38 protein-coding genes are annotated in these 25,139 nt (G+C 67.6%); 1 reads left to right on the top strand and 37 read right to left on the bottom strand.

Going from position 1 to position 25,139, the window contains the following annotated elements:
• Window positions 1–1,173, top strand: a 1,173-nt coding sequence (locus tag AC529_RS12470) for a hypothetical protein (RefSeq protein WP_232306715.1), incomplete at its 5' end; no start/stop codon positions are given.
• A 75-nt stretch (window positions 1,174–1,248) separates the two neighbouring features.
• Here AC529_RS12470 and truA read toward each other — a convergent pair.
• The 37 genes from truA to AC529_RS12285 all read right to left on the bottom strand — a co-directional run.
• Complete coding sequence (gene truA, locus AC529_RS12465; protein ID WP_068756776.1) at window positions 1,249–2,085, bottom strand: tRNA pseudouridine(38-40) synthase TruA; 837 nt, start codon at window positions 2,083–2,085, stop codon at window positions 1,249–1,251.
• A gap of 82 nt (window positions 2,086–2,167) precedes the next feature.
• Window positions 2,168–2,683, bottom strand: coding sequence for a 50S ribosomal protein L17 (gene rplQ / locus AC529_RS12460; RefSeq protein ID WP_068756774.1), 516 nt, complete (start codon window positions 2,681–2,683; stop codon window positions 2,168–2,170).
• 66 nt (window positions 2,684–2,749) lie between these two features.
• Window positions 2,750–3,766, bottom strand: coding sequence for a DNA-directed RNA polymerase subunit alpha (locus AC529_RS12455; RefSeq protein WP_068756772.1), 1,017 nt, complete (start codon window positions 3,764–3,766; stop codon window positions 2,750–2,752).
• A gap of 152 nt (window positions 3,767–3,918) precedes the next feature.
• On the bottom strand, window positions 3,919–4,323 hold the full coding sequence (gene rpsK, locus AC529_RS12450) for a 30S ribosomal protein S11 (protein ID WP_068756770.1): 405 nt from the start codon (window positions 4,321–4,323) through the stop codon (window positions 3,919–3,921).
• A gap of 64 nt (window positions 4,324–4,387) precedes the next feature.
• Window positions 4,388–4,768 (bottom strand): 30S ribosomal protein S13, encoded by a 381-nt coding sequence (rpsM, locus tag AC529_RS12445; RefSeq protein WP_068756768.1) that lies wholly within the window; start codon window positions 4,766–4,768, stop codon window positions 4,388–4,390.
• Between the two features lie 201 nt (window positions 4,769–4,969).
• Window positions 4,970–5,083 carry a 50S ribosomal protein L36 gene (gene rpmJ / locus AC529_RS12440; protein WP_068756766.1) on the bottom strand — a complete coding sequence of 38 codons (114 nt, stop codon included), beginning with the start codon at window positions 5,081–5,083 and terminating at the stop codon, window positions 4,970–4,972.
• 62 nt (window positions 5,084–5,145) lie between these two features.
• A complete protein-coding gene (infA, locus tag AC529_RS12435) occupies window positions 5,146–5,367 on the bottom strand; it encodes a translation initiation factor IF-1 (protein ID WP_017593374.1) in 222 nt (73 codons plus the stop codon).
• A 267-nt stretch (window positions 5,368–5,634) separates the two neighbouring features.
• Complete coding sequence (locus AC529_RS12430; protein ID WP_068756764.1) at window positions 5,635–6,066, bottom strand: DUF1707 SHOCT-like domain-containing protein; 432 nt, start codon at window positions 6,064–6,066, stop codon at window positions 5,635–5,637.
• Between the two features lie 133 nt (window positions 6,067–6,199).
• On the bottom strand, window positions 6,200–7,024 hold the full coding sequence (gene map, locus AC529_RS12425) for a type I methionyl aminopeptidase (RefSeq protein WP_068756762.1): 825 nt from the start codon (window positions 7,022–7,024) through the stop codon (window positions 6,200–6,202).
• Window positions 7,024–7,593: an adenylate kinase gene (locus tag AC529_RS12420; protein WP_068756760.1), complete on the bottom strand. Its 570-nt coding sequence runs from the start codon at window positions 7,591–7,593 to the stop codon at window positions 7,024–7,026. Before AC529_RS12420 ends, map begins: the two co-directional genes overlap by 1 nt.
• Window positions 7,594–8,925, bottom strand: coding sequence for a preprotein translocase subunit SecY (gene secY / locus AC529_RS12415; protein ID WP_068756758.1), 1,332 nt, complete (start codon window positions 8,923–8,925; stop codon window positions 7,594–7,596).
• Window positions 8,926–9,213: 288 nt separating this feature from the next.
• Window positions 9,214–9,681 carry a 50S ribosomal protein L15 gene (rplO, locus tag AC529_RS12410; protein WP_068756755.1) on the bottom strand — a complete coding sequence of 156 codons (468 nt, stop codon included), beginning with the start codon at window positions 9,679–9,681 and terminating at the stop codon, window positions 9,214–9,216.
• Entirely contained in the window at window positions 9,681–9,863 is a 183-nt protein-coding gene (gene rpmD, locus AC529_RS12405) for a 50S ribosomal protein L30 (protein ID WP_068756753.1), read from the bottom strand. The genes rplO and rpmD overlap by 1 nt, the downstream gene beginning before the upstream one ends.
• A 3-nt stretch (window positions 9,864–9,866) precedes the next feature.
• Window positions 9,867–10,469 carry a 30S ribosomal protein S5 gene (rpsE, locus tag AC529_RS12400; RefSeq protein ID WP_068756751.1) on the bottom strand — a complete coding sequence of 201 codons (603 nt, stop codon included), beginning with the start codon at window positions 10,467–10,469 and terminating at the stop codon, window positions 9,867–9,869.
• Window positions 10,470–10,518: 49 nt separating this feature from the next.
• Complete coding sequence (rplR, locus tag AC529_RS12395; RefSeq protein WP_068756749.1) at window positions 10,519–10,905, bottom strand: 50S ribosomal protein L18; 387 nt, start codon at window positions 10,903–10,905, stop codon at window positions 10,519–10,521.
• Between the two features lie 2 nt (window positions 10,906–10,907).
• The gene (rplF, locus tag AC529_RS12390; RefSeq protein ID WP_068756748.1) at window positions 10,908–11,444 is read right to left on the bottom strand and encodes a 50S ribosomal protein L6; all 537 of its coding nucleotides are present in this window, start codon (window positions 11,442–11,444) and stop codon (window positions 10,908–10,910) included.
• 16 nt (window positions 11,445–11,460) lie between these two features.
• Window positions 11,461–11,859, bottom strand: a complete 399-nt coding sequence (gene rpsH / locus AC529_RS12385; protein WP_068756746.1) for a 30S ribosomal protein S8 — start codon at window positions 11,857–11,859, stop codon at window positions 11,461–11,463.
• A gap of 235 nt (window positions 11,860–12,094) precedes the next feature.
• A complete protein-coding gene (locus tag AC529_RS12380; RefSeq protein ID WP_068688307.1) occupies window positions 12,095–12,280 on the bottom strand; it encodes a type Z 30S ribosomal protein S14 in 186 nt (61 codons plus the stop codon).
• Between the two features lie 10 nt (window positions 12,281–12,290).
• Window positions 12,291–12,866 (bottom strand): 50S ribosomal protein L5, encoded by a 576-nt coding sequence (gene rplE / locus AC529_RS12375; protein ID WP_068756744.1) that lies wholly within the window; start codon window positions 12,864–12,866, stop codon window positions 12,291–12,293.
• Window positions 12,866–13,171 (bottom strand): 50S ribosomal protein L24, encoded by a 306-nt coding sequence (gene rplX, locus AC529_RS12370; RefSeq protein ID WP_068756742.1) that lies wholly within the window; start codon window positions 13,169–13,171, stop codon window positions 12,866–12,868. Before rplX ends, rplE begins: the two co-directional genes overlap by 1 nt.
• 3 nt (window positions 13,172–13,174) lie before the next feature.
• Entirely contained in the window at window positions 13,175–13,543 is a 369-nt protein-coding gene (rplN, locus tag AC529_RS12365; protein ID WP_017593360.1) for a 50S ribosomal protein L14, read from the bottom strand.
• A gap of 122 nt (window positions 13,544–13,665) precedes the next feature.
• Entirely contained in the window at window positions 13,666–13,941 is a 276-nt protein-coding gene (gene rpsQ, locus AC529_RS12360) for a 30S ribosomal protein S17 (protein WP_068756740.1), read from the bottom strand.
• Entirely contained in the window at window positions 13,938–14,195 is a 258-nt protein-coding gene (rpmC, locus tag AC529_RS12355) for a 50S ribosomal protein L29 (protein ID WP_068756738.1), read from the bottom strand. Before rpmC ends, rpsQ begins: the two co-directional genes overlap by 4 nt.
• Window positions 14,195–14,611, bottom strand: a complete 417-nt coding sequence (gene rplP / locus AC529_RS12350; protein ID WP_068756736.1) for a 50S ribosomal protein L16 — start codon at window positions 14,609–14,611, stop codon at window positions 14,195–14,197. Before rplP ends, rpmC begins: the two co-directional genes overlap by 1 nt.
• A gap of 2 nt (window positions 14,612–14,613) precedes the next feature.
• Window positions 14,614–15,417 (bottom strand): 30S ribosomal protein S3, encoded by an 804-nt coding sequence (gene rpsC, locus AC529_RS12345; protein ID WP_068756734.1) that lies wholly within the window; start codon window positions 15,415–15,417, stop codon window positions 14,614–14,616.
• Window positions 15,417–15,794: a 50S ribosomal protein L22 gene (gene rplV, locus AC529_RS12340; protein ID WP_068756732.1), complete on the bottom strand. Its 378-nt coding sequence runs from the start codon at window positions 15,792–15,794 to the stop codon at window positions 15,417–15,419. The genes rpsC and rplV overlap by 1 nt, the downstream gene beginning before the upstream one ends.
• 73 nt (window positions 15,795–15,867) lie before the next feature.
• A complete protein-coding gene (gene rpsS / locus AC529_RS12335) occupies window positions 15,868–16,146 on the bottom strand; it encodes a 30S ribosomal protein S19 (protein WP_068756730.1) in 279 nt (92 codons plus the stop codon).
• A 12-nt stretch (window positions 16,147–16,158) separates the two neighbouring features.
• On the bottom strand, window positions 16,159–16,992 hold the full coding sequence (gene rplB / locus AC529_RS12330; RefSeq protein ID WP_068756727.1) for a 50S ribosomal protein L2: 834 nt from the start codon (window positions 16,990–16,992) through the stop codon (window positions 16,159–16,161).
• A 52-nt stretch (window positions 16,993–17,044) separates the two neighbouring features.
• On the bottom strand, window positions 17,045–17,335 hold the full coding sequence (gene rplW, locus AC529_RS12325; protein ID WP_068756725.1) for a 50S ribosomal protein L23: 291 nt from the start codon (window positions 17,333–17,335) through the stop codon (window positions 17,045–17,047).
• Window positions 17,332–18,000, bottom strand: a complete 669-nt coding sequence (rplD, locus tag AC529_RS12320; protein WP_068756722.1) for a 50S ribosomal protein L4 — start codon at window positions 17,998–18,000, stop codon at window positions 17,332–17,334. The genes rplW and rplD overlap by 4 nt, the downstream gene beginning before the upstream one ends.
• Window positions 18,001–18,003: 3 nt before the next feature.
• On the bottom strand, window positions 18,004–18,654 hold the full coding sequence (rplC, locus tag AC529_RS12315; protein WP_068756721.1) for a 50S ribosomal protein L3: 651 nt from the start codon (window positions 18,652–18,654) through the stop codon (window positions 18,004–18,006).
• A 14-nt stretch (window positions 18,655–18,668) separates the two neighbouring features.
• Window positions 18,669–18,977: a 30S ribosomal protein S10 gene (gene rpsJ / locus AC529_RS12310; RefSeq protein ID WP_068688279.1), complete on the bottom strand. Its 309-nt coding sequence runs from the start codon at window positions 18,975–18,977 to the stop codon at window positions 18,669–18,671.
• Between the two features lie 219 nt (window positions 18,978–19,196).
• Complete coding sequence (gene tuf / locus AC529_RS12305; protein WP_068756719.1) at window positions 19,197–20,390, bottom strand: elongation factor Tu; 1,194 nt, start codon at window positions 20,388–20,390, stop codon at window positions 19,197–19,199.
• Window positions 20,391–20,443: 53 nt separating this feature from the next.
• Window positions 20,444–22,558 carry an elongation factor G gene (fusA, locus tag AC529_RS12300; protein ID WP_068756717.1) on the bottom strand — a complete coding sequence of 705 codons (2,115 nt, stop codon included), beginning with the start codon at window positions 22,556–22,558 and terminating at the stop codon, window positions 20,444–20,446.
• Window positions 22,559–22,602: 44 nt separating this feature from the next.
• Window positions 22,603–23,073 (bottom strand): 30S ribosomal protein S7, encoded by a 471-nt coding sequence (gene rpsG / locus AC529_RS12295; RefSeq protein ID WP_068756715.1) that lies wholly within the window; start codon window positions 23,071–23,073, stop codon window positions 22,603–22,605.
• Window positions 23,074–23,445 (bottom strand): 30S ribosomal protein S12, encoded by a 372-nt coding sequence (rpsL, locus tag AC529_RS12290; protein WP_011293074.1) that lies wholly within the window; start codon window positions 23,443–23,445, stop codon window positions 23,074–23,076.
• Between the two features lie 486 nt (window positions 23,446–23,931).
• A partial coding sequence (locus tag AC529_RS12285; RefSeq protein ID WP_232306714.1) for a DUF4190 domain-containing protein occupies window positions 23,932–25,139 on the bottom strand: 1,208 nt, incomplete at its 5' end.

The raw sequence follows: 25,139 nt of genomic DNA, 5'->3' as shown, positions 1-25,139 counted from the left end.
GGTGGACCCGCCGCCCCGCCGCAGCTCCCCGGCGCGGCACCCTCCGGCCCCCAGCAGCCCCCCGCCTGGACCGGTCCCAGCGGCGCCCAACCACCCCTCCACCACGCACAGCCGCCCCCGGAGCAGCCGCTCCAGGGGCGGGTGGTCCCGCCGGGGGGAGCGGTCCCCGGCATGGAGGACGCCACCCAGGTGGTGCCTCCCGTTGCCGAGGACGCCACCCAGGTCGTGCCCCCCGTTGCCGAGGACGCCACCCAGGTCGTGCCCCCCGTTGCCGAGGACGCGACCCAGGTGGTTCCCCCGGTGGACGCGGCGGCCACCCGGATGATGCCTCCGGTGGACGGCTCCCCCAGCCAGGCGCCCCGGGACGACGACATGTTCGGCGGGCTGCCGATGTTCCGCGACGAGGTTCCCGCCCGGGACACCACGGCCAGCACCGCCGAGATGGACCTGTCCGAGTACGACGCCTACGCGAGCGGCCGGGGGCGGCGGCGCGCCCCGTCCGGCGCCCTCCCGGTCAGCTCCCGGACCCTGCTCGTCGGCGCGGGCTTCCTCGCCCTGCTGCTGGTCGCCGGAGGCACCACGTTCCTGCTGGCCTCCCGGGGCGGCTCCACCGCGGAGAACACCGAGCCCGCCCAGTACGACGTCTCCCTGGTCGCCGACGAGTCCACCGACCCCGAGCCGCTCAAGGCGGGGGAGCTCTTCGCCGAGGAGACCGTCGAGGTGGACGGCGAGACCTTCACCCTGCTGCTGACCGACGACACCGACAAGTGCGCGACCACCGCCCACGGCGACTACGGCGACGTGCTCACCGAGCACCAGTGCCGCCAGGTGGTGCGGGCCACGTACGTGAACGAGGAGGGCACCCGCGCGGTCACCGTCGGCGTGGTGGCGATGGCCGACTCCGAGGGCGCGCAGGCGGCGGCCGAGGCGCAGGACCCCGCGGGCACCCAGTGGTTCGCCGGACTGGCCGGGCAGGAGGGCAGCGGAGCCGAGCGGATGGACATCGCGGGCGGCCACGTCTCCAGCGCCGTCTGGGGCCGCTACGTGGTCTTCTCCCTCGCCGCCAACTCCGACGGGCGCACCCCGCAGGGGGAGAACCCGGAACTGGCGGGGCTCAGCGAGTACTTCGTCGACGTCGCCCTGGCCCCCCTGGGCGAACGCGCGGTGAGCTGACCCCGCGGAACCGACGCGGCCGCGGTGCCTCCGGGAAGCCGAGATCCCGGGGGCGCCGCGGCCGCGTCCCGTCTCCTACTCCGCCGCGCGCTCCAGGACGCGGAAGCGGCGGGTGGCCGCGGCTCGCGCGGCCAGCTCCTCGTCGGGGGGGTAGCGCACCTCCTCCAGGGTGAGGCCGTGCGGGGGCACCACGTGCACGGCGGAGTCCCGCACCCCGGCGCGCAGCACCTGGGCAGGCCACTCCGGCGGGCGGCGGCCGTCCCCGACCGCCAGCAGCGCCCCCACCAGGGCGCGCACCATGTTGTGGCAGAACGCGTCGGCCTGCACGGTCGCCGCGTACAGGTGCGTGTCCTCCCGCGTCCACTCCACGCGCTGCAACTCGCGGACCGTGGAGGCCCCCTCCCGTCGACGGCAGTAGGCGGCGAAGTCGTGTTCGCCCAGCAGCGCGGCGGCCGCCTCGTTCATCCGGGCGGGGTCGAGCGGGCGGCGGTGCCACAGGACGTCGCGGCGGCGCAGCGGGTCCACCCCGCCGGGTGCGTCGCTCACCCGGTAGACGTAGCGGCGGAACAGCGGGGAGAAGCGCGCGTCGAAGCCCGGCGGCGCCGGGGCCACCGCGGTCACGCGGACGTCGGGGGGCAGCACCCCCGCCAGACGGCGCAGCAGCCGCTCCCCCTCGGCCTCCCACACCGCTGTCGGCACGTCCAGGTGGGCCACCTGGCCGCGGGCGTGGACCCCCGCGTCGGTGCGGCCCGCCACCGTCAACTGGGGGGCGGGCAGCCGCAGCACCCGGGCCAGCGCGGCCTGGAGCTCTCCCTGGACGGTGCGCCGCCCCGGCTGTTCGGCCCAGCCGGAGAAGTCGGTCCCGTCGTAGGAGATGTCCAGCCGCAGCCGGGTCACAGTCTCTTCGGTCACTTCTGCTGCCTCCGTCTACGACGAGTGCCCGGCCCCTGCTCGGGACCGGGCACTCGCGACCACGTACGTGGCGGGCTCGGCGTTACGCCTCGGCCGACCCCTCGGCCTGCGAGGTCTCGGAGGCCTCGGCGGTCTGCTCGGAGGTGGCGCCCTCGGCGGGCTGGTCGCCGGCCTCGGCCGCAGGCTCGTTCTTGGCCGCGGGTTCGGCCTTGGCCTCCTCCTTCTTGGCGGCCTTGGCGGGCAGCGCCTCGACCAGCTCGATCACGGCCATGGGCGCGTTGTCGCCCTTGCGCGGACCGATCTTGGTGATGCGGGTGTAGCCGCCGTTGCGGTTCTCGTAGCGCGGGCCGATCTCGGTGAACAGCTCGTGCACGACGGACTTGTCGGTGATCTTGGTCAGCACCAGGCGACGGGCGTGCAGGTCACCGCGCTTGCCGAGGGTGATCAGCTTCTCGGCGTACGGACGCAGGCGCTTGGCCTTGGCCTCCGTGGTCTTGATGCGACCGTGCCGGAACAGCGAGGTCGCCAGGTTCGCCAGCATGAGCCGCTCGTGCGCCGGGCCGGCGCCCAGACGAGGCCCCTTGGTTGGCGTGGGCATGTGTCGTTCTCCTCGTGTGCGGTCGGCCCGGTCCCGGGAAGGCCGGGCCGACCAGGGTCTGTGGGCTTAGTACTGCTCGGTCTCGACGTAGGACTGGTCGTCGTCGGAACCGTAGGAGTCGGCCGCGCTCCCCGGGTCGAACCCGGGCGGGGAGTCCTTCAGGGAGAGCCCCATGTCGGTCAGCTTCTGCTTGACTTCCTCTATGGACTTCGCACCGAAGTTCCGGATGTCGAGGAGGTCCTGCTCGGAGCGGGCGACGAGTTCGCCGACGGTGTGAATGCCCTCGCGCTTGAGGCAGTTGTAGGAGCGGACCGTGAGGTTGAGGTCCTCGATGGGCAGTGCCAGGTCCGCGGCCAGCGCGGCGTCCGTGGGAGAGGGACCCATGTCGATGCCCTCGGCGTCGACGTTGAGCTCCCGGGCCAGCCCGAACAGCTCCACCAGGGTCTTGCCCGCGCTCGCCACGGCGTCCCGGGGCCGGATGGCCGGCTTGGTCCAGACGTCCAGGATGAGGCGGTCAAAGTCGGTGCGCTGCTCGACACGGGTCGCCTCGACCTTGTAGGTGACCCGCATGACCGGAGAGTAGATGGAGTCGATCGGGATCCTGCCGATCTCCTGCCCCGGCTGCTTGTTCTGGGCGGCGGAGACGTAGCCGCGGCCGCGCTCGACCGTCATCTCCATCTCCAGCTTGCCCTTGCTGTTCAGGGTCGCGATGTGCAGCTCGGGGTTGTGCACCTCGACCCCGGCGGGCGGGGCGATGTCAGCAGCGGTGACCACCCCGGGGCCCTGCTTGCGCAGGTACATCAGCACCGGTTCGTCGTGCTCGGAGCTCACCACGAGACCCTTGAGGTTCAGGATGATCTCGGTGACGTCCTCCTTCACGCCGGGCACGGTGGTGAACTCGTGCTCGACGCCCTCGATGCGGATGCTGGTGACAGCGGCACCGGGGATGGACGACAGCAGGGTACGGCGCAGCGAGTTGCCGATGGTGTAGCCGAAGCCCGGCTCCAAGGGCTCGATGACGAACCTGGAGCGGAACTCGGAGATCGACTCTTCGGTCAGGGTGGGACGCTGAGCGATCAGCATGGTCCGTTTCTTCCTTTCCCACGGCCGCCCGCTATATGACGGCCACTGGACGGCCCCGCGGACTGCGGGGCCACAACTGTGCGACTGCCCGGTCCGCCCCTCCGCCCGTGTTCAGGCGGCGGAGGCGGCACCGGCGGCGTGCGAAGCTCGGGTCAGACCCGGCGGCGCTTCGGCGGACGGCAACCGTTGTGCGGAACCGGCGTGACGTCCTGAATCGAGCCGACCTCCAGACCGGTCGCCTGGAGCGACCGGATCGCGGTCTCGCGGCCCGAGCCCGGACCCTTCACGAAGACGTCGACCTTGCGCACGCCGTGCTCCTGGGCGCGGCGGGCGGCGGCCTCCGCGGCCATCTGCGCGGCGAACGGGGTGGACTTGCGCGACCCCTTGAACCCGACCTGCCCGGAGCTGGCCCACGAGATCACCGCGCCGGTCGGGTCGGTGATGCTCACGATCGTGTTGTTGAAGGTGCTCTTGATGTGCGCGTGTCCGTGGACGACGTTCTTCTTCTCTTTGCGGCGCACCTTGCGCACGGCGCCCTGACGGCCCTTAGGCGGCATTGACTACTCCCAAGATCATCGATCCGTTGGCTGGTACGGACCCGAACGACGGGGTCCGGACGGACTACTTCTTACCGGCCTTCTTCTTGCCGGCCACGGTCTTCTTCTTGCCCTTGCGGGTCCGCGCGTTGGTCTGCGTGCGCTGGCCACGGACCGGCAGACCGCGGCGGTGCCGGATGCCCTGGTAGCAGCCGATCTCGATCTTGCGACGGATGTCGGCCGCGACCTCACGACGCAGGTCGCCCTCGACCTTGTAGTTCGCGTCGATCCACTCGCGCAGCTTGACCAGTTCCTCTTCGGTCAACTGGTGGACGCGGGTGTCGGGGTTGACCCCGGTGTTGGCCAGGGTTTCGGCCGCGCGGGTGCGGCCGATACCGTAGACGTAGGTGAGAGCGACCTCCACCCGCTTCTCACGGGGGAGGTCGACGCCGGCGATGCGCGCCATTCGGGGCGTACTCCTTCTGTTTCGCGGAGGTCTTTCCCGTCCCCGAGCCCTCTCGCCGCCCAACGACGAGGCCCCGGCCTCCGACCGGGGGTGCTCCCGGAGCGCGCGCGCCGCCGGGATGGGTAACGGGATTCTTCACTGCACTGCGCCGACACGGCGGGGCCGTGGCCGACGGGATTCTCGGACGTCGAGAAGCGGGCCTCAGCCCTGACGCTGCTTGTGCCGCGGGTCCTCGCAGATCACCATGATCTTGCCGTGACGGCGGATCACTCGGCACTTCGCGCAGATCTTCTTGACGCTCGGCTTAACCTTCATGGTCGCTCCGGGTCCTGGGTCCGCCTGCGTCGACCGCACAGCGGCGGACGCGAGCGGAGAGGCTACTTGTAGCGGTAAACAATGCGCCCGCGCGTGAGATCGTACGGGCTCAGCTCTACAACGACTCGGTCGTCGGGAAGAATACGGATGTAGTGCATCCGCATCTTGCCGCTGATGTGAGCCAGCACCTTGTGCCCGTTGTCGAGCTCCACTCGGAACATAGCGTTGGGTAGGGACTCGATAACGGAGCCCTCAATCTCGATGGCGCCGTCTTTCTTAGCCATATCCTCCACGCTTCTGGGATCGGCCCCGTGAACAACGGGGGCTACGGGTGCGGATCTCCCCGAGTGTGGTGCGATCCGGCGCCCCGGTCATGAGAATTGATCACTGAGAATTCAGGTCAACTGCACTATTCTACGCCACGCGGACCGCAGACGCTGATGGAGGCAGCCTGACCCAACAACCCGAGTGTGGGCAGAACCAGTCTACCTGTTCCGCTGAACGCCTTTGCCCTGCCCTGTCCCCGGGTCGTGTGCGTTCTCGTCAGACCCCTACCCGCGGCGCGACGCCTGAATCCACAGGGCGGCCGCTCCCAGGACCACCGCCGCTCCCCACAGCCCGGCCGCCGCGACGTAGAACACCGGCTCCCCGCCGAGGACGAGGAGGACGGTCGCCACCGTCGCCAGCAGCGCGCCGACCCCGCCTCCCACCAGCCACGGCCCGAGCGCCACGGGCGGGTGCTGCCGGCGGGTGCCCGCCAGCGCCCCGGCCACCCGGCCGGGCAGGTCGGCCAGGTCGTGGCCGGGCAGGTCCTCGGTGAGCACGGCCAGCTCCCCCAGGGTGCGGGCGCGGTAGGCGGCCGCCACCCGCTCGGCGAGTTCGTCCTCGTCCAGGCGCCCCTGGGTGAAGTGCTCCCGCAGCCGTTCGGCGACGCGCTCCCGATCCGCGTCGGAGGCTCTGACATGAGGGCTGCTCTCCGACACCGCACCTCCCTCTCCGCCGACCGCTTCCTCCCCTCCACGCTACGGTCCCGCGGCAGGGACGCCAAAAGCCCCGGGAAAGTCCGCGGGCCGCCCGGAAGAGGGGCAGCCCGCACGGAACTGACGGAGAACGGGGTCAGAACCCGGGGTCGGGGAACCCCATCTCGGCGATCTTCTCCCGGTTCTCCTCACGGGCGGTGAGCACCAGCGGTCCGTCGGCCGTGACGGCCACCGAGTGCTCGAAGTGCGCCGACCGGCGGCCGTCCTGGGTCACCACGGTCCAGCCGTCCTCCAGGACGTTGACGTGCCGCGTGCCGAGGTTGACCATGGGCTCGATCGCCAGGCACATGCCCTCGACCAGCCGGATGCCCCGGCTGGTCTGCGTGTAGTTGAGCACGTGCGGCTCCATGTGCATCTCGGTGCCGATGCCGTGGCCGCCGTACTCGCGGACGTTGCCGAACCGCCCCCGGGAGACGATGTAGGCCTCGATGGCCCGCCCGATGTCGCCGAGCCGGTTGCCCGGACGCAACTGGGCGATGCCCTGCCACATCGCCTCCTCGCACACCTCCATCACGGTGCGGTCCTCGGCGGAGACCGACCCCACCGCGACGGTGATCGCCGAGTCGCCGTGCCACCCGTCGAGGATGGCGCCGCAGTCGATGGAGATGATGTCCCCGTCCGCGAGGATCTTGTCCGCCCGCGGAATCCCGTGCACCACCTCCTCGTTGACCGAGGCGCAGATGGAGCCGGGGAAGCCGTGGTAGCCCTTGAAGGACGGCACGGCCCCCGCCTCGCGGATGCTGCGCTCGGCGATGGCGTCGAGCTCCAGGGTGCTGATCCCGGGACGCACCGACTCGCGCAGCAGATCGAGGGTGCGGGCCACGACCCGACCCGCGGCCCGCATCTTCTCGATCTCGGCCGGAGACTTGAGCTGGATCCTGCTTCGTCCCTTGCGCAACATCAGGCTCTGCTCTTCAGCGCCGCCATGGCCCGCTTGGTGACCTCCTCGATGGGGCCGACCGCGTCCACCTTCGCCAGCAGTCCACGCTGCTCGTAGAAGGTGACCAGCGGAGCGGTCTGCTCCCGGTAGACGACCAGCCGGTGGCGGATCGTCTCCTCGTTGTCGTCGCTGCGGTTGTCGATCCGGGCGCGCTCCGCGAGCCGCCGGACCACCTCCTCCTCGTCGACGACGAGTTCCAGGACGACGTCGAGCTTCACACCCAGCTCGGCGAGCATTCCGTCCAGCGTCTCCGCCTGCGCGAGGTTGCGCGGGAAGCCGTCCAGCAGGAAGCCCTCGCGGGTGTCCTCCTGGGACAGCCGGTCCTTCACCATGGCGTTGGTGATCTCGTCCGGGACGAGGTCACCGCGGTCCATGTACGCCTGGGCCTGCTTGCCCAGCTCTGTGCCATTGCTGACGTTGGCACGGAAGATGTCCCCCGTGGACACCTTCGGAATCGACAACTCGGACGCCAAGATCTGGGCCTGGGTGCCTTTTCCGGCCCCCGGAGGTCCCACCAGTACGGCACGCATCTATCGCAGAAAACCCTCGTAGTTTCTCTGCTGGAGGTGACTCTCGATCTGCTTCACCGTGTCCAGCCCGACACCGACCATGATCAGGATGCTGACGCCGCCGAACGGGAAGTTCGCAGCGGCCCCGGAGGTCCCCAGAGCCACCATCGGCAACAGCGCGATCACACCCAGGTACAGCGCACCGGGCGTCGTCAGCCGGGTCAGGACGTAGTCCAGGTACTCGGCGGTCGGACGTCCCGGGCGAATACTCGGGATGAACCCACCGTACTTCTTCATGTTGTCGGCTACTTCAGCGGGGTTGAAGGTAATGGCCACGTAGAAGAACGCGAAGCCGACGATCAGCAGGAAGAAGGTGGTCAGGTAGACCGGGTGGTTGCCCATCGGGTTGAAGTAGGTGTTGAGGAAGTCCACCACCGCGTTGTCCGCGTCGGCCCCCATCAGTCCGACCACCAGGGTGGGCAGGTACAGCAGGGAGGAGGCGAAGATGACCGGGATGACACCGGCCTGGTTGACCTTCAGCGGGATGTAGGTGGAGCTGCCCCCGTACATCCGGCGGCCCACCATGCGCTTGGCGTACTGCACCGGGATGCGGCGCTGGGCCTGCTCGATGAAGACCACGCCGGTGATGAGCACCAGGCCGGCGACGCACACCAGGGCGAAGACCCAGGCCGGGTTCTCGCTCCAGATCCGCATCATGCCGGAGGGGAACTCCGCGACGATCTGGGTGAAGATCAGCAGCGACATGCCGTTGCCGACGCCCCGCTCGGTGATCAGCTCGCCGAACCACATGATGACGCAGGTGCCCGCGGTCATCACGAACACGATCATGATCAGGACGGGGAGCTCGTAGGAGGTCCCCAGGAAGGGCATGTACTGCTCGGGGTAGCAGGTGGTGCCCTGGAAGAGCTGGCCGGTCCGGGCCATGGCGATGATGCTGGTGGACTGTAGGACGGCCAGAGCGATGGTGAGGTACCGCGTGTACTGCGTGATCTTGTTCTGACCGGCCTGCCCCTCCTTCTTCAGCGCCTCAAGTCGCGGCACCACCACGGTGAGCAGGTTCAGGATGATGCTCGCGGTGATGTAGGGCATGATGCCCAGCGCGAAGACGGCGAGTTGCAGCAGCGCGCCACCGCTGAACAGGTTGATCAGCGAATAGACGTTCGAGGCACCGGTATCGGCTGTCTGCTGGACGCACTGCTTGATGGCGACACTGTCGATCCCCGGCGCGGGGATGACGGCGCCGAGTCTGAAGATCGTCAGGATAAACAGCGTGAACAGCAGTTTGTTACGTAGTTCAGGCGTGCGGAACGCACGGACGAACGCACCTAGCACGTCTCCTCCTGCCAGGCGTCGACGGCGCAGCCGATTCGAGACATCGCGGCCGATCCTGGATCGTCGTAAGTTGGCTCTGGCCTGGTCAGCCCGAGCCCAGTCGGGTCAAGCAGATGGCACATTAGCAGCCATTCAACAATTGGTGTGGACCACCAAGTTCACAATAAGAACACACTCGGTGGCACACCGTACCAAAGAACCCCCCGAAAAAGGACGGGGACGTCCACCGGTCTTCCCAATCTAGTGGGCATGACCGATGGACGCCCCCACCAGCGCCCAGGGATGTTTCTAGAGCTCGGTGACGCTGCCGCCAGCGGCAAGGATCTTCTCCTTGGCGGAGCTGGAGAACGCGTTCGCGCTCACCTGCACCGGGACCGAGATCTCTCCCGTGCCCAACACCTTGACCAACTGGTTCTTGCGCACCGCGCCCTTGGCGACCAGGTCCTCGACGGTGACCTCGCCGCCCTCGGGGTACAGCTTGCTCAGCTTGTCCAGGTTCACGACCTGGTAGACGGTCTTGAACCGGGCGTTGCTGAAGCCCTTCAGCTTCGGGACCCGGCGGATGAGCGGCATCTGGCCGCCCTCGAAGCCGACGGGAACCGTGCTGCGCGCCTTGGTGCCCTTGGTACCGCGACCGGCGGTCTTGCCCTTGGACGCCTCACCGCGACCCTTGCGGATCTTGGCCTTGTTGGCGCCGGGGGCCGGACGCAGGTGGTGGATCTTGAGCAACTCGTTCGGGGAGTAGCTCTCGCTCATCAGCTGACCTCCTCAACGGTGACGAGGTGCGCGACAACGTTGATCTGTCCGCGGACCTCGGGACGGTCCTCGCGGACGACCGACTTGCCGATCCGCCCCAGACCGAGGGAGGCGAGCGTCTCACGCTGCTTGCGCTTGCCGCCGATCTTGGATCGGACCTGCGTGATCTTCAGCTTCGCCATGTCCTACACCCCCGCCTTGGCTTCCGCACGGGCACGCAGCATGGGGGCCGGGACGACGTCCTCCAGCGGCAGGCCGCGCCGGGCGGCGATCTCCTCGGGACGGTTGATGCTCTTGAGAGCGGCAACCGTCGCGTGCACGATGTTGATCGGGTTGGACGACCCGAGCGACTTGGTGAGGACGTCGTGGACACCGGCGCACTCCAGCACGGCGCGCACCGGGCCGCCGGCGATCACACCGGTACCGGGGGCGGCCGGGCGGAGCAGGACCACGCCGGCAGCGTCCTCTCCCTGGACCTGGTGCACGATGGTGCCCTGGATCCTGGGGACCTTGAAGAAGTTCTTCTTGGCTTCCTCGACACCCTTGGCGATCGCCGCGGGCACTTCCTTGGCCTTGCCGTATCCGACACCGACCATGCCGTTGCCGTCGCCGACAACGACCAGAGCGGTGAAGCTGAACCGCCGGCCGCCCTTGACGACCTTGGCGACCCGGTTGATCTTCACAACCCGCTCGATGTAGGAGACGCCCTTGTCAGCGGAACCGCCGCGGCGATCGTCACGGCCGGAACGCCGCTCGCCACCGGCGCCGCGCCGCGGAGCTGCAGCCATCAGTGGTTCCTCTTCCCGTCGTTGGAACTGCGGTTGTCAGGAGTCATCACTAGAACTCCAGGCCGCCCTCGCGCGCGCCGTCAGCCAGCGCGGCGACACGGCCGTGGTAGCGGTAGCCGCCCCGGTCGAAGACCACCGTGGTGATGCCGGCGGCCTTCGCGCGCTCGGCGAGCAGCTTGCCCGTCATGTGCGACTTCTCGGTCTTCTTGCCCTGTTCGCCGCGGATGGAGGCATCCAGCGTGGAGGCGGACGCCAGGGTGATGCCCTTGGTGTCGTCCACGATCTGCGCGACGATGTGCTTGAGGGAACGGGTGACGACCAGGCGCGGACGCTCCGGCGTGCCCCGAACCTTCTTGCGGACCCGCAGGTGGCGGCGCGCCCGGGCGGCCGCGCGCGCGGAAGTGCCCTTGCGGGTAAGCGACGACCTCTTCGTCATGCTTACTTACCAGCCTTTCCGGCCTTGCGGCGGATTCTCTCGCCCTGGTAGCGGATGCCCTTCGCCTTGTACGGGTCAGGCTTGCGCAAGCTGCGGATGTTCGCGGCCACCTGGCCCACCAACTGCTTGTCGATGCCCTCGACGTGCAGCAGGGTCGGCTTCTCCACCCGGAACGTGATGCCCTCCGGCGGCTCCACGATGACGGGGTGGCTGTAGCCCAGGGAGAACTCCAGGTTCTGTCCCTTGGCCTGGACGCGGTAGCCCACACCCGAGATCTCCAGGGTCTTGGTGAAGCCCTTGGAGGTGCCCTCGATCAGGTTGGCGATCAGTGCACGGGTGAGTCCGTGCAGGGAGCGCGTCTGCGGGCTGTCGTCCGAGCGCGACACCTTGACCTGACCGTCTTCCAGAGTGACCGTGATCGGCCGGGCGACGGTGTGCTTCAGTTCGCCCTTCGGCCCCTTGACTTTGACGTCTTGCCCGTCGATGGTGACTTCGACGCCCTTGGGGACCGAGATCGGCAGTCGGCCAATACGCGACATGCTGAAATCTCTCCCTCTACCAGACGTAGGCGAGGACTTCGCCGCCCACGCCGTTCTTCTTGGCCTGCTTGTCCGTCATCAGGCCGCTGGACGTCGAAATGATGGCCACGCCAAGGCCGCCCAGGACCCGCGGAAGGTTGTCCTTCTTCGCGTAGACCCGGAGACCGGGCTTGGACACACGGCGGATGCCCGCGATGGAGCGCTCACGGGTGGGCCCGTACTTGAGGGTCACCACCAGGTTCTTGCCCACCGGGGCGTCCTCGACGCGCCAGCTCTGGACGTAGCCCTCTTTCTGGAGGATCTCGGCGATGTGCGCCTTGATCTTGGAATACGGCATGGTCACGCTGTCGTGGTATGCCGCATTCGCGTTGCGCAGACGTGTGAGCATGTCTGCGATCGGGTCGGTCATCGTCATGGCCGATTGGCCCTTCCTCGCTGCGGTTTCCCCGGAGACGGAACTCTCCCTCTGAGCCCGTTCTCCCGCCCGTGCGGGAGCAGTCCGAGGACCTGCCGCGTGGTCGTGGACATCGGGCGGGCTGGTGTCCCGCTTGATGTCCTGGGTGGTTGAGAACACATGTCCGGCGGGGGTGTGGGCCCTCCGCCTGCCTGCCGGGGGTCGGCCGGAACGGCCGACCCGACGAGCTCGCTCGTTACCAACTGGACTTGGTGATGCCCGGCAGTTCGCCGCGGTGCGCCATCTCGCGGAAGCAGATGCGGCACAGGCCGAACTTCCGGAAGACAGCACGCGGGCGGCCGCACCGCGAGCATCGAGTATACGCACGAACCTGGAACTTCGGCTTCCGGTTCGCCTTGGCGATCAGCGCCTTCTTGGCCATCCCTACTCCCCTACGCTTCCTTGAAGGGGAACCCGAGCCGCCTGAGCAGGCTGCGCCCCTCCTCATCGTTGGTCGCCGTGGTGACGACCGTGATGTCCATACCGCGCTGCCGGTCGATCTTGTCCGGGTCGACCTCGTGGAACATGACCTGCTCGGTCAGGCCGAAGGTGTAGTTCCCGTTGCCGTCGAACTGGTTCGGGGAGAGCCCCCGGAAGTCGCGGATGCGCGGAAGCGCCAGGGTGAGCAGGCGGTCCAGGAACTCCCACATCCGGTCGCCGCGCAGCGTCACGCTGGCCCCGATGGGCTGTCCCTCCCGCAGCTTGAACTGCGCGATGGACTTCTTGGCCCGGTTGATCCTGGGCTTCTGCCCCGTGATCGCGGCCAGGTCCGCGACGGCGCCCTGGATGAGCTTGGCATCCCGGGCGGCGTCGCCGACGCCCATGTTGACCACGATCTTGGTCAGCCCGGGGACCTGCATGATGTTCTTGATGTCGAACTCTTCACGCAGGGCCGGAATGATCTCCTCGCGGTACTTCTGCTTGAGCCGCGGAATCGGCGGAGCGGCGATCTCGTTCGTGACCGTCATCAGATTTCCTTACCGGTACGGCGGGAGATCCGGACCTTGGTGCCGTCCTCCTTGAAGCGGTAGCCGACCCGGGTGGGCTTGCCGTCTTCAAGGAGCGCGACGTTGCTCACGTGGATCGGCGCTTCCAGGGTGACGACCTCACCCTGCTGGCCACCCGCCTGGTTCGCCTTCTTGTGCTTCTTGATGAGGTTGACGCCCTCGACAATGACGCGCTGCTCCTTGGGGAGGGCCTTCTTGACCTTCCCCGTCGCGCCTTTGTCCTTACCGGCGATGACGATGACCTCGTCGTCCTTCTTGATCTTCATCGCCTAGAGCACCTCCGGCGCCAGCGAAATGATGCGCATGAACTTCTTGTCTCGCAGCTCGCGGCCGACCGGGCCGAAGATACGGGTTCCCCGCGGGTCCCCACCGTCCTTGATGAGCACGGCGGCGTTCTCATCGAAGCGGATGTAGGAGCCGTCGGGACGACGGCGCTCCTTGGTGGTGCGCACGACAACGGCCTTGACGACATCGCCCTTCTTGACACCCGCGCCGGGCAGGGCGTCCTTGACGGTCGCCACGATCGTGTCACCGATGCCCGCGTAGCGCCTGCCCGAGCCGCCAAGGACACGGATGGTCAGAATCTCCTTCGCACCCGTGTTGTCGGCGACCTTGAGTCGCGACTCCTGCTGAATCACGTCTGCTCCTGATATGTGCGCGCGGGTGCACCACCCGCGCTCGCTAGCTGGTCCGCCCCGCCGCGGCGACCGGCCTCCACCAACCGGTCACCGCGGCGGGCAGGGATCGCCGCAGCAATCCCTTACTTGGCCTTCTCCAGGACTTCCACGACGCGCCAGCGCTTGGTCGCGGACAGCGGCCGAGTCTCCATCAGGCGGACCCGGTCGCCGACCCCGGCGATGTTCGCCTCGTCGTGGGCCTTGTACTTCGTGGTCCGGCGGATGACCTTGCCGTACAGCGGGTGCTTGACGCGGTCCTCCACCTCGACGACGACAGTCTTGTTCATCTTGTCGCTGACGACGTAACCCTCGCGCGTCTTGCGGTAGTTACGCTGCTGCGCCGTGGTCTTCTCACTCATTCGGCTGCTTCCTTCGCCTTGTCAGCCGACTCCTCGGCAGCCAGCGGCATGATGCCCAGCTCGTGTTCGCGCAGCACCGTGTAGATGCGAGCGATCTCACGCTTCACGGTGCGCAACCGGCTGTTGTTGTCCAGCTGCCCGGTGGCGGCCTGAAAACGGAGGTTGAACAGCTCTTCCTTCGCCTCCTTGAGCTTGCCGACCAACTCCTCGACGGAGTAGCCACGCAGCTCGGCGGCGGTGAGGGACTTGGCCATTACTCCCCCGCCTCTCGCTTCACGAACTTGCACTTCATCGGCAGTTTGTGCATCGCCCTGCGAAGGGCTTCCTTCGCGACCGGCTCGGGCACACCCGCCAGCTCGAACATCACCCGTCCGGGCTTGACCGGAGCGACCCACCACTCCGGGGAGCCCTTACCGGAACCCATGCGGGTCTCGGCCGGCTTCTTGGTCAGCGGACGGTCCGGGAAGATGTTGATCCAGACCTTGCCACCACGGCGGATGTGGCGGGTCATCGCGATACGCGCCGCCTCGATCTGCCGGTTGGTGACGTAGGCAGCCTCCAGAGCCTGGATGCCGTACTCACCGAAGTGGACGCTGGTACCGCCCTTGGCACGCCCCCGAAGGCTCGGGTGGTGCTGCTTGCGGTGCTTGACCTTGCGGGGAATGAGCATCGTCAGCTCTCCTCGTTCCCGGACTTCTCGGCCTTGGGGGCCTCAGTCGCCTGGGCGGTCGCCCTCTCGGCCTGCTGCTGGCCGCCGCCACCGCCGCGGCGACGACGTCCCGGGCGCTCGCGGCGCTGCTGACCGCCGGCCGCACGCTGCGCGGCCTGGGCGGCCTCACGCTCGGCGCGAGTGACGGGAGCCTCGCCCTTGTAGATCCAGACCTTCACGCCGATGCGGCCGAAGGTGGTACGCGCTTCGAAGAAGCCGTAGTCGATGTCGGCGCGCAGCGTGTGCAGCGGCACCCGGCCCTCGCGGTAGAACTCGGAGCGCGACATCTCGGCGCCGCCGAGACGGCCGCTGCACTGGATGCGAATGCCCTTGGCCCCGCTCTTCATCGCGCTCTGCATGGCCTTGCGCATGGCACGGCGGAACGCGACTCGGCTCGACAACTGCTCCGCGACCCCCTGGGCGACGAGCTGGGCGTCGATCTCGGGGTTCTTGACCTCGAGGATGTTGAGCTGAACCTGCTTCTTGGTCAGCTTCTCGAGGCTGGCACGGATGCGGTCGGCCTCCGCACCGCGGCGGCCGATGACGATGCCCGGCCGGGCGGTGTGGACGTCGACGCGGACACGCTCACGGGTGCGCTCGATCTCGACCTTGGAGATCCCGGCGCGCTCCATGCCGCGGGTCAGCATCCGGCGGATGGCCACGTCTTCCTTGACGTAGTCCTTGTACAGCTTGTCGGCGAACCACCGGCTCTTGAAGTCGGTGGTCACTCCGAGGCGGAACCCGTGCGGGTTGACCTTCTGTCCCACTATCGGGTCCTTTCCTTCGTCTTGGTCGACGAGGCGCCCGCGGTGTCACGCGGCTCGACCACCACGGTGATGTGGCTCGTCCGCTTGGTGACTCGGAACGCGCGACCGAAGCCCCGCGGCCGGATGCGCTTCAGAGTCGGTCCCTCGTCCACCCAGGCACGGCTGACGACCAGCGTTTCACGGTCCAACTTGTCGTTGTGCTCGGCGTTGGCGATGGCGCTCGCGAGCACCTTGCCCACCGGCTCACTCGCCGCCTGAGGTGCAAATCGGAGCACCGCCTGTGCCTCGTCAGCGGGCAGCCCGCGAATAAGGTCCACCACTCGGCGGGCCTTTCGGGGCGTGACGCGGACGAACCGCGCTTGTGCCCTCGTTCCCATCGCTTTTCCCTCGCTCACGGAAATCACCCCCACCACCGTGGGGCCCTGTGCTTCTTCACTGACCGGGCATCCGCTAGCGGCGGCTGCGGCGGTCCTCCTTGACGTGGCTCCGGAAAGTGCGCGTTGGGGCGAACTCGCCGAGCTTGTGGCCGACCATCGCCTCGGAGATGAACACGGGCACGTGCTTGCGGCCGTCGTGCACCGCGATGGTGTGCCCGATCATCTCCGGGATGATCATGGAGCGGCGGGACCACGTCTTGATGACGTTCTTGGTGCCCTTCGCGTTCTGCTCCTCGACCTTCTTGAGCAGGTGGTCGTCGACGAAGGGGCCCTTCTTCAGGCTACGTGGCATCAGTCGTGCTCCTTACCGCTTCTTCTTGCTACGCCGACGCACGATGAGCCGGTCGCTGGCCTTGCCCTTCTTGCGGGTGCGGCCCTCAGGCTTGCCCCAGGGGCTGACCGGGTGGCGACCACCGGAGGACTTGCCCTCACCACCACCGTGCGGGTGGTCGATCGGGTTCATCGCCACACCGCGGACGGTGGGACGGCGTCCCTTCCAGCGCATACGGCCGGCCTTGCCCCAGTTGATGTTGGACTGCTCGGCGTTGCCGACCTGCCCCACGGTCGCCCGGCAGGCGACCTCGACCTGGCGCATCTCACCCGAGGGCATGCGCAGCGTCGCGTAGGCGCCCTCCTTGGCGAGGAGCTGGATCGCGGTACCCGCGGAGCGGCCCAGCTTGGCCCCGCCGCCCGGCTTGAGCTCGACCGCGTGCACGAACGTACCCGTGGGGATGTTGCGCAGCGGCAGGCAGTTGCCCGGCTTGATGTCGGCTCCGGGGCCGTTCTCGACCCGGTCGCCCTGCTTCAGGCCGGCGGGCGCCAGGATGTAGCGCTTCTCGCCGTCCACGTAGTGGAGGAGCGCGATCCGCGCGGTGCGGTTCGGGTCGTACTCGATGTGGGCGACCTTCGCCGGGATTCCGTCCTTGTCGTGGCGACGGAAGTCGATCACCCGGTAGGCGCGCTTGTGCCCGCCGCCCTGGTGGCGGGCGGTGATGCGACCGTGGCCGTTACGTCCGCCCTTGGAGTGCAGCGGACGGACCAGGGACTTCTCCGGGGTCGAACGCGTGATCTCGACGAAGTCGCTCACGCTCGACCCGCGGCGCCCCGGGCTCGTCGGCTTGTACTTTCGAATGCCCATCTTTTTCGTGCATTCCTTACGTGTTGATCGAGTGAAGCGGCGCGGCGGCGGATCAGACGCCGAAGATGTCGATCCGGTCGCCGTCCTTCAGGCTCACGATCGCGCGCTTGGTGTCGGGACGCTTGCCGTACCCGAACCGGGTGCGCTTGCGCTTGCCCTTCCGGTTGATCGTGTTGACGGAGGTGACCTTCACGTCGAAGATCTGCTCCACCGCCATCTTGATCTGGGTCTTGTTGGCCTCGGGGCGGACCAGGAAGGTGTACTTGTTCTGGTCCAGCAGTCCGTAGCTCTTCTCGGAAATCACCGGCTTGATGATGATGTCCCGAGGGTCGGGGATCCTCACTGCTCGTCCTCCTGAGACGCCGCGGCCGCGGTGCCCTTGGCGTGCGCCAAGAACTCCTGGTAACCGGCCTCGGTGAACACGATGTCGTCGGCGTAGAGCACGTCGTAGGTGTTGACCTGGTCGGCGTCGAGGATGTGCACCTCGGGCAGGTTCCGCAGCGCGAGCCGGTTGTGCTCGTCGTCGCGCGACAGGACCACCAGCACCTTGTCGGAGTCGGTGACCTGGCGCAGCGCCTTCAGCGCGGTCTGGGTGCGCTTGGTGGTGACGTCCTCGGCGATGAACTCGCTGATGACGTGGATACGCCCGTGCTGTGCCCGGTTGCTGAGGGCTCCGCGCAGGGCGGCGGCCTTCATCTTCTTGGGCGTCCGCTGGGTGTAGTCGCGCGGCTTGGGGCCGTGCACCGTGCCACCGCCGGTGAACTGCGGCGCGCGGACGGAGCCCTGGCGGGCCCGGCCGGTGCCCTTCTGGCGGTACGGCTTCTTGCCGCCGCCGCGGACCTCGCCCCGGGTCTTGGTGGAGTGCGTGCCCTGGCGGCCCGCGGCCTCCTGGGCAACCACGACCTGGTGGATCAGCGGAATGTTGACCTTCTGGGCGAAGATCTCGTCGGGAAGCTCCACGCTTCCCTTGGCCGCGCCGTCGCGGTCCTTGACCTCGATGGTCGCCATGGCTTACTTGACCCCCTTCACGGCGGTGCGGACGAGGACCAGGCCGCCGTTGGGACCGGGAACCGCACCCTTGACCAGGAGGAGGCCCTTCTCGGCGTCAACCGAGTGCACGGTGAGGTTCTGCACGGTCCGGCGCACGTTACCCATGCGGCCGGCCATCCGCAGGCCCTTGAAGACCCGGCCCGGGGTGGCGCAGCCACCGATGGAACCGGGCGAACGGTGCTTGCGCTGGGTGCCGTGAGTGGCGCTGAGGCCGCGGAAGCCGTGGCGCTTCATGACACCGGCGTACCCCTTGCCCTTGGTCTTGCCGGTCACGTCGACTTTCTGGCCGGGCTCGAACACGTCGGCGGTGATCTCCTGGCCCAGCGTGTACTCGCTGGCGTCGGAGGTGCGCACCTCGACGTAGTGGCGGCGCGGGGTGAGGTTGTGCTTGCGCAGGTAGTCGCCGAGCGGCTTGTTGACCTTGCGCGGGTTGATCTTGCCGTAGCCGATCTGGATGGCGGAGTACCCGTCGGTCTCCGGGGTGCGGACGCGAGTCACGACAGCCGGACCGGCCTTCAGAACCGTCACCGGCACAACTTTGCCGGACTCGTCGAAGACCTGGGTCATGCCGAGCTTTTCGCCCAGAACTCCCTTGATCTGCTTGGTCGTCATGTCTTCAGCGTCCTTCAGAGCTTGATCTCGATGTCGACGCCGGCCGGAAGGTCGAGCCGCATGAGCGAGTCGACGGTCTTCGGCGTCGGGTCGATGATGTCGATCAGCCGCTTGTGCGTGCGCATCTCGAAGTGCTCACGCGAGTCCTTGTACTTGTGCGGCGACCGGATGACGCAGTAAACGTTCTTCTCCGTCGGCAACGGCACCGGGCCCGCGACCTGCGCGCCGGTCCTCGTCACAGTCTCGACGATGCTGCGTGCCGAGCTGTCGATGACCTCGTGGTCATAGGCCTTGAGCCGAATGCGGATCTTCTGTCCCGCCATGGTGGCCTTTTCGTCCTTCGCTTCAGTGTCCTAGGGGCGCGGCGCCGTAAAGGGCCGGTGCGCGCCGGAGGAACTCCCGGTTGAGGCTCTATTCACCTGAGAAACTGCTACAGGGCTGTCCCCTGATGAGGTGGCATCACCGCTAAGAGCCCGATGACGTCCTTCATGGTGTAGGGCGGCCGAGTCACTGACGGACCCGACCGCCCGACATCGGTCGTGTTACTTGATGATCTTCGTGACGCGACCCGCGCCCACGGTCCGACCACCCTCGCGGATGGCGAACTTCAGACCCTCTTCCATCGCGACCGGCTGGATGAGCTGGACGGTCATCGAGGTGTTGTCACCGGGCATGACCATCTCGGTGCCGGGCGGCAGGGTGACGACGCCGGTGACGTCGGTGGTGCGGAAGTAGAACTGCGGACGGTAGTTGTTGAAGAAGGGCGTGTGGCGGCCACCCTCGTCCTTGGACAGGATGACGACCTGCGCCTCGAACTCGGTGTGCGGGGTGGTGGTGCCGGGCTGGATGACGACCTGGCCGCGCTCCACCTCCTCGCGCTTGACACCGCGGAGCAGCAGACCGACGTTGTCACCGGCCTGGCCCTGGTCGAGCAGCTTGCGGAACATCTCCACACCGGTGACGGTGGTGGTGATCTTCTCGTCCTTGATGCCGACGATGTCGACGGTGTCGTTGACGTTGATGACACCGCGCTCGATGCGGCCGGTGACGACGGTGCCGCGACCGGTGATCGAGAAGACGTCCTCGATCGGCATCAGGAACGGCTTGTCGATGTCACGCTGCGGCTCGGGGATGGACTCGTCGACCGCCTGCATGAGCTCGAGGATCTTCGCACCCCACTCGGGGTCGCCCTCCAGGGCCTTCAGAGCGGAGACGCGGACCACGGGGACCTCGTCGCCCGGGAACTCGTACTCGTTGAGCAGCTCGCGGACCTCGAGCTCGACCAGCTCGAAGATCTCCTCGTCGTCCACCATGTCGGCCTTGTTCAGGGCCACGACGATGTAGGGGACGCCGACCTGGCGGGCCAGGAGCACGTGCTCCTTGGTCTGCGGCATCGGACCGTCGGTCGCGGCGACCACCAGGATCGCGCCGTCCATCTGGGCGGCACCGGTGATCATGTTCTTCACGTAGTCCGCGTGACCGGGGCAGTCCACGTGCGCGTAGTGGCGGTTCTCGGTCTGGTACTCCACGTGGGAGATGGAGATGGTGATACCGCGCTCGCGCTCCTCGGGAGCCTTGTCGATGTTCTCGAAGGGCGTGAACGGGTTGAGCTCCGGGTGCTGGTCGTGCAGAACCCTGGTGATCGCCGCGGTCAGCGTGGTCTTACCGTGGTCGATGTGACCGATGGTGCCGATGTTGACGTGCGGCTTGGTCCGCTCGAACTTGGCCTTCGCCACTGGATTTCTCCTAGACGTACAGGTTGCTTAGCTGGACAGGTGAGGTGTCGTGGCTATTCGCCGCGGGCCTTCGCAACGATCTCCTGGGAGACGTTGGAGGGGACCTCCGCGTAGGAGTGGAACACCATCGTGTAGTTGGCTCGACCCTGGGTACGGCCGCGCAGGTCGCCCACGTAGCCGAACATCTCCGACAGCGGAACGAGTGCCTTGACGACACGGGCCCCGGCACGCTCGTCCATGGACTGGATCTGACCGCGCCGGCTGTTCAGGTCACCGATCACGTCGCCCATGTACTCCTCAGGCGTGGTGACCTCGACCGCCATGACCGGCTCAAGGAGAACCGGCTTGGCCTGGCTGGCCGCTTCCTTGAAGGCCATGGAACCAGCGACCTTGAAGGCGAGCTCGGAGGAGTCCACCTCGTGGTACGCACCGTCCTGGAGGGTAACCTTGATCCCCACCAGCGGGTACCCGGCGAGGACACCGAACTGGGCGGCCTCCTGGCATCCGGCGTCGACCGACGGGATGTACTCCCGCGGGATACGGCCACCGGTGATGTTGTTGACGAACTCGTAGCCCGCGCTGTCGCCGTTGCCGTCGACCGGGAGCGGCTCGAGGTCGATGACCACGCGGCCGTACTGGCCGGAGCCACCCGTCTGCTTCTTGTGGGTGTACTCGATCCTCTCGACCTTGCGGCGGATGGTCTCGCGGTAGGCCACCTGGGGCTTGCCGATGTTCGCCTCGACCTTGAACTCGTCGCGCATCCGGTTGACGAGCACCTCGAGGTGCAGCTCGCCCATACCGGAGATGACGGTCTGCCCGGTCTCCTCGTCGGTGGACACCCGGAAGGAGGGGTCCTCCTCGGCGAGGCGCTGGATCGCGGTGCCGAGCTTCTCCTGGTCGCTCTTGGTCTTGGGCTCGATGGCGACCTCGATCACGGGGGCCGGGAAGGTCATCGACTCCAGGACGATCGGGTGGGCGGGGTCGCACAGCGTCTCGCCCGTGGTGGTGTCCTTGAGGCCCATGACGGCGATGATGTCACCGGCGCTCACCCGCGAGATCTCCTCGCGCTTGTTGGCGTGCATCCGGTAGATCTTGCCGATCCGCTCCTTGCGGCCCTTGATGCTGTTGAGGACCTGCATGCCGCTCTCCAGCACACCGGAGTAGATGCGCAGGTAGGTCAGCTTGCCCAGGTGCGGGTCGCTCATGATCTTGAACGCCAGGGCGGCCAGGGGCTCCTCGGCGCTGGGCTTGCGGTGGAGCTTGCTCTCCTCGGACTCGTCCTTGGGGTCGTGGCCCTCGATCGCCTCGATGTCCAGCGGCGACGGCAGGTAGTCGACGATCGCGTCCAGCAGGGGCTGCACACCCTTGTTCTTGAACGCGGTGCCGCACAGGACGGGAACCGCGGTGCCGGCGATCGTGGCGCGGCGGATGGCCGGGACGAGCTGTTCCACGGTGGGCTCCTGGCCCTCCAGGTACATCTCCATGATCTCGTCGTCGGCCTCGGCCAGGATCTCGACGAGCTTCTCGTGGCCCTCGCGCGCGGCCTCGGCGTGCGTGTCCGGGATGTCGATGGTGTCGTACATCTCGCCCTTGCTGGCCTCGTCCCGCCAGACGTAGGCCTTCATGCGGACGAGGTCGACGACGCCCCTGAAATCAGACTCGGCGCCAATCGGAAGCTGGAGCGGCAGCGGGTTGGCGCCGAGACGGTCGCGGATCATGTCGACACAGCGCTGGAACTCCGCGCCGATCTTGTCCATCTTGTTGACGAAACAGATCCGCGGCACGTTGTACCGGTCGGCCTGGCGCCACACCTGCTCCGACTGGGGCTCGACGCCCTCTTTGCCGTCGAACACGGCGACCGCACCGTCAAGGACACGCAGCGACCGCTCCACCTCGATGGTGAAGTCGACGTGGCCGGGCGTGTCGATGATGTTGATCGTGGTGTCGTTCCAGCGGCAGGTGGTCGCGGCGGACGTGATCGTGATGCCGCGCTCCTGCTCCTCTTTCATCCAGTCCATGGTCGCCGAGCCCTCGTGGGTCTCGCCGATCTTGTAGTTGACACCGGTGTAAAAGAGGATTCGCTCGGTCGTCGTGGTCTTGCCCGCGTCGATGTGCGCCATGATCCCGATGTTGCGGACCCTGGCAAGGTCAAGAGCAGTGGTAGCCATGTGGCTCGTCTTCTCTCGGTCTCTCGTGTGGCAAACCGCGGGGGTTACCAGCGGTAGTGAGCGAAGGCCTTGTTGGACTCCGCCATCTTGTGGGTGTCCTCACGTCGCTTGACAGCGGCGCCCAGACCGTTGCTGGCGTCCACCAGCTCGTTCATCAGTCGCTCGGTCATGGTCTTCTCGCGGCGCTGGCGCGCGTACTGCACCAGCCAGCGGAGCGCCAGGGTGGTGCTGCGCGAGGCGCGGACCTCGACCGGGACCTGGTAGGTGGCACCGCCGACGCGGCGGCTGCGCACCTCAAGGGTGGGCTTGACGTTGTCGAGGGCCCGCTTGAGCACGACCAGCGGGTCCTGCCCGGTCTTCTCCCGGGCACCCTCGAGAGCGTTGTAGACGATCGACTGGGCCAGGGAACGCTTGCCGTCCAGCAGCACCTTGTTGATGAGTGCAGTGACCAGCGGCGATCCATAGACCGGGTCGGTGATCAACTGGCGCTTCGGCGCCGGACCCTTGCGCGGCATTTACTTCTCCTTCTTGGCGCCGTAGCGGCTACGAGCCTGCTTGCGGTTGCGAACGCCCTGCGTGTCGAGCGCACCGCGGACGATGCGGTAGCGCACACCCGGCAGGTCCTTCACACGGCCACCACGGACGAGCACGATGGAGTGCTCCTGGAGGTTGTGGCCAACACCGGGAATGTAGGCGGTGACCTCGATCTGGCTGCTCAGCCGGACACGAGCCACCTTCCGCAGCGCAGAGTTCGGCTTCTTCGGCGTGGTCGTGTAGACACGCGTGCACACGCCGCGACGCTGAGGGCTCCCCTTGAGCGCCGGGGTCTTGTTCTTCGAAACCTTGGTCTTACGGCCCTTCCGGACCAGCTGCTGAATCGTGGGCACCGCGTCTCCGTCTTCCCTCTTGACCTACGCCGGTTCCATAGCCGACAGATGCGCTATGACCTGCTGGATTTCCCGTTCCCCCCGACCCACGCACTCGGGCGTGTCGCCCCGGTCTCCAAGCACAGCGAGGCCGATACACCCGACCAGTGGTCGATTGTCATGGGAGGAGGTGTCACGCGCCGCTCTCCCCGTCGCCCGCATGAAACAGGGACAGACACAAAAAGCGCACACGTGTGACCCGTAGACTCACGGGCACGAAGTTGGAGACTACCGAACGGAGATCACCCGGTCAAAACCAGGGTGACCTCGTCCGGCGTCCGCACTCCGCAGCCTCATGCTGCCGTAGGTCTTCTCATAGTGTACGGCGTGTCAAGAGTGGTCGCGCTGATTTTCCGGACCACTCGGACACGCTTTCCCCCGGTGTCGGCGAATTCTGGGTCAACCCTTCCTCCACCGACCCCGGTCCCGTCGACTTCCCGGATCAGGTCAGAACATCAGGTAGCCGACCGCGGCGAGCACGCTCACCACGATCCCGATCACGGCGAGCACCGTGCCGACCTTGACCAACTGCTCGCCCTCGAGGTGTCCGCGCGAGGTGCGGATGTTCCTCTTCGCCTTGGGTCCCAGGACCAGGGCGACGATCGCGAGGATCAGGCCGATCCCCGGGATCAGGGAGAAGATGCCGAGCCACAGCGTGGCGGTGGCCAGTCCCTCGGTCTCGGGCCAGACGTCGATGTTGTCGTAGCCGGGGTAGTCGGGGGACGTGCCGCCCAGGGGCTCGGTGAAGCCGGGGAACTCCTCGGCGATCTTGTCCTTCTTCCGGGAGGTCCGGGGACGCCCGCGCTGGACGGGTTCCGGGTAGTAGCGGTCGTCGACGTCGTCGTAGTACTCGTCGTCCTCGTCCCGCCGCCCCTCGTCGCGGAAGTCGCGGTCCTCACCGCGCCACCCGCTGTCGGAGACGTCGTCGTCCGGATCGACCGGCGCCAGCATCTGGGTGCCCTCGCTCCGGTCGTAGCGGTCGTCGTCCCGGTAGTCGTCGTAGTCGCGGTCGTCGTACCCGTCGTCGCCGCGCCCGTCGTATCCCAGCTCGTCGTGGCGGGACCGCTCGTCGTCCACGTCCTCGTCGAGGATCCGCCTGGCCACCAGGGCGTCCTCGCTGAGATCCGGGGGCAGCGGGACGGCTCCGGTGTTCTCCTTGACGATTCCTTCCGCGAGGCTCCAGTTGTCGAGCTCGCTCTGGGAGGCCAGCTCCTTGGCGCGCGCACGGCTCTGCTCGTTGGCGATCGCCAGCAGCGGGTCCGCGGCGGCCTTGCTCTCGGAGGAGCTCTCGTCCGTGCGCGGCTCGGACCTGGTCGTCTCGGGTTCCTCCGACGAGGCCGGCTCCTCGGCAGATCCGTCCCACCGGTCGCTGCTCTCGGAGCTGCGGCTGGTGAAGTCGGTGGTGCTCAGGGAGTCCCAGGTCGAGGTCGCCTCGGGATCGGAGGCGGACAGGGAGGTGTCGGTCTGGGACGGCCGTGCGGCGGCCCGCTCCGCGATCTCGCGCACGCTGTCCGGAATCCTCGGATCGTCCCGGCTGAACGCCCAGGTGTTCCCGCTTCCGGTCCCCAGGGAGCCACCGAGCGAGGAGGAGTCCGTCGAGGAGCTCGACTTCCAGGAGTCGTCCTGGCCCACCGCACCGAACGACGACGTCGCCG

This window comes from Thermobifida cellulosilytica TB100, from assembly GCF_001517975.1.
Classification (GTDB): domain Bacteria; phylum Actinomycetota; class Actinomycetes; order Streptosporangiales; family Streptosporangiaceae; genus Thermobifida; species Thermobifida cellulosilytica.
Note: the sequence above shows the minus strand (reverse complement) of the source record. Positions and strands in the feature narration are given on the sequence as shown.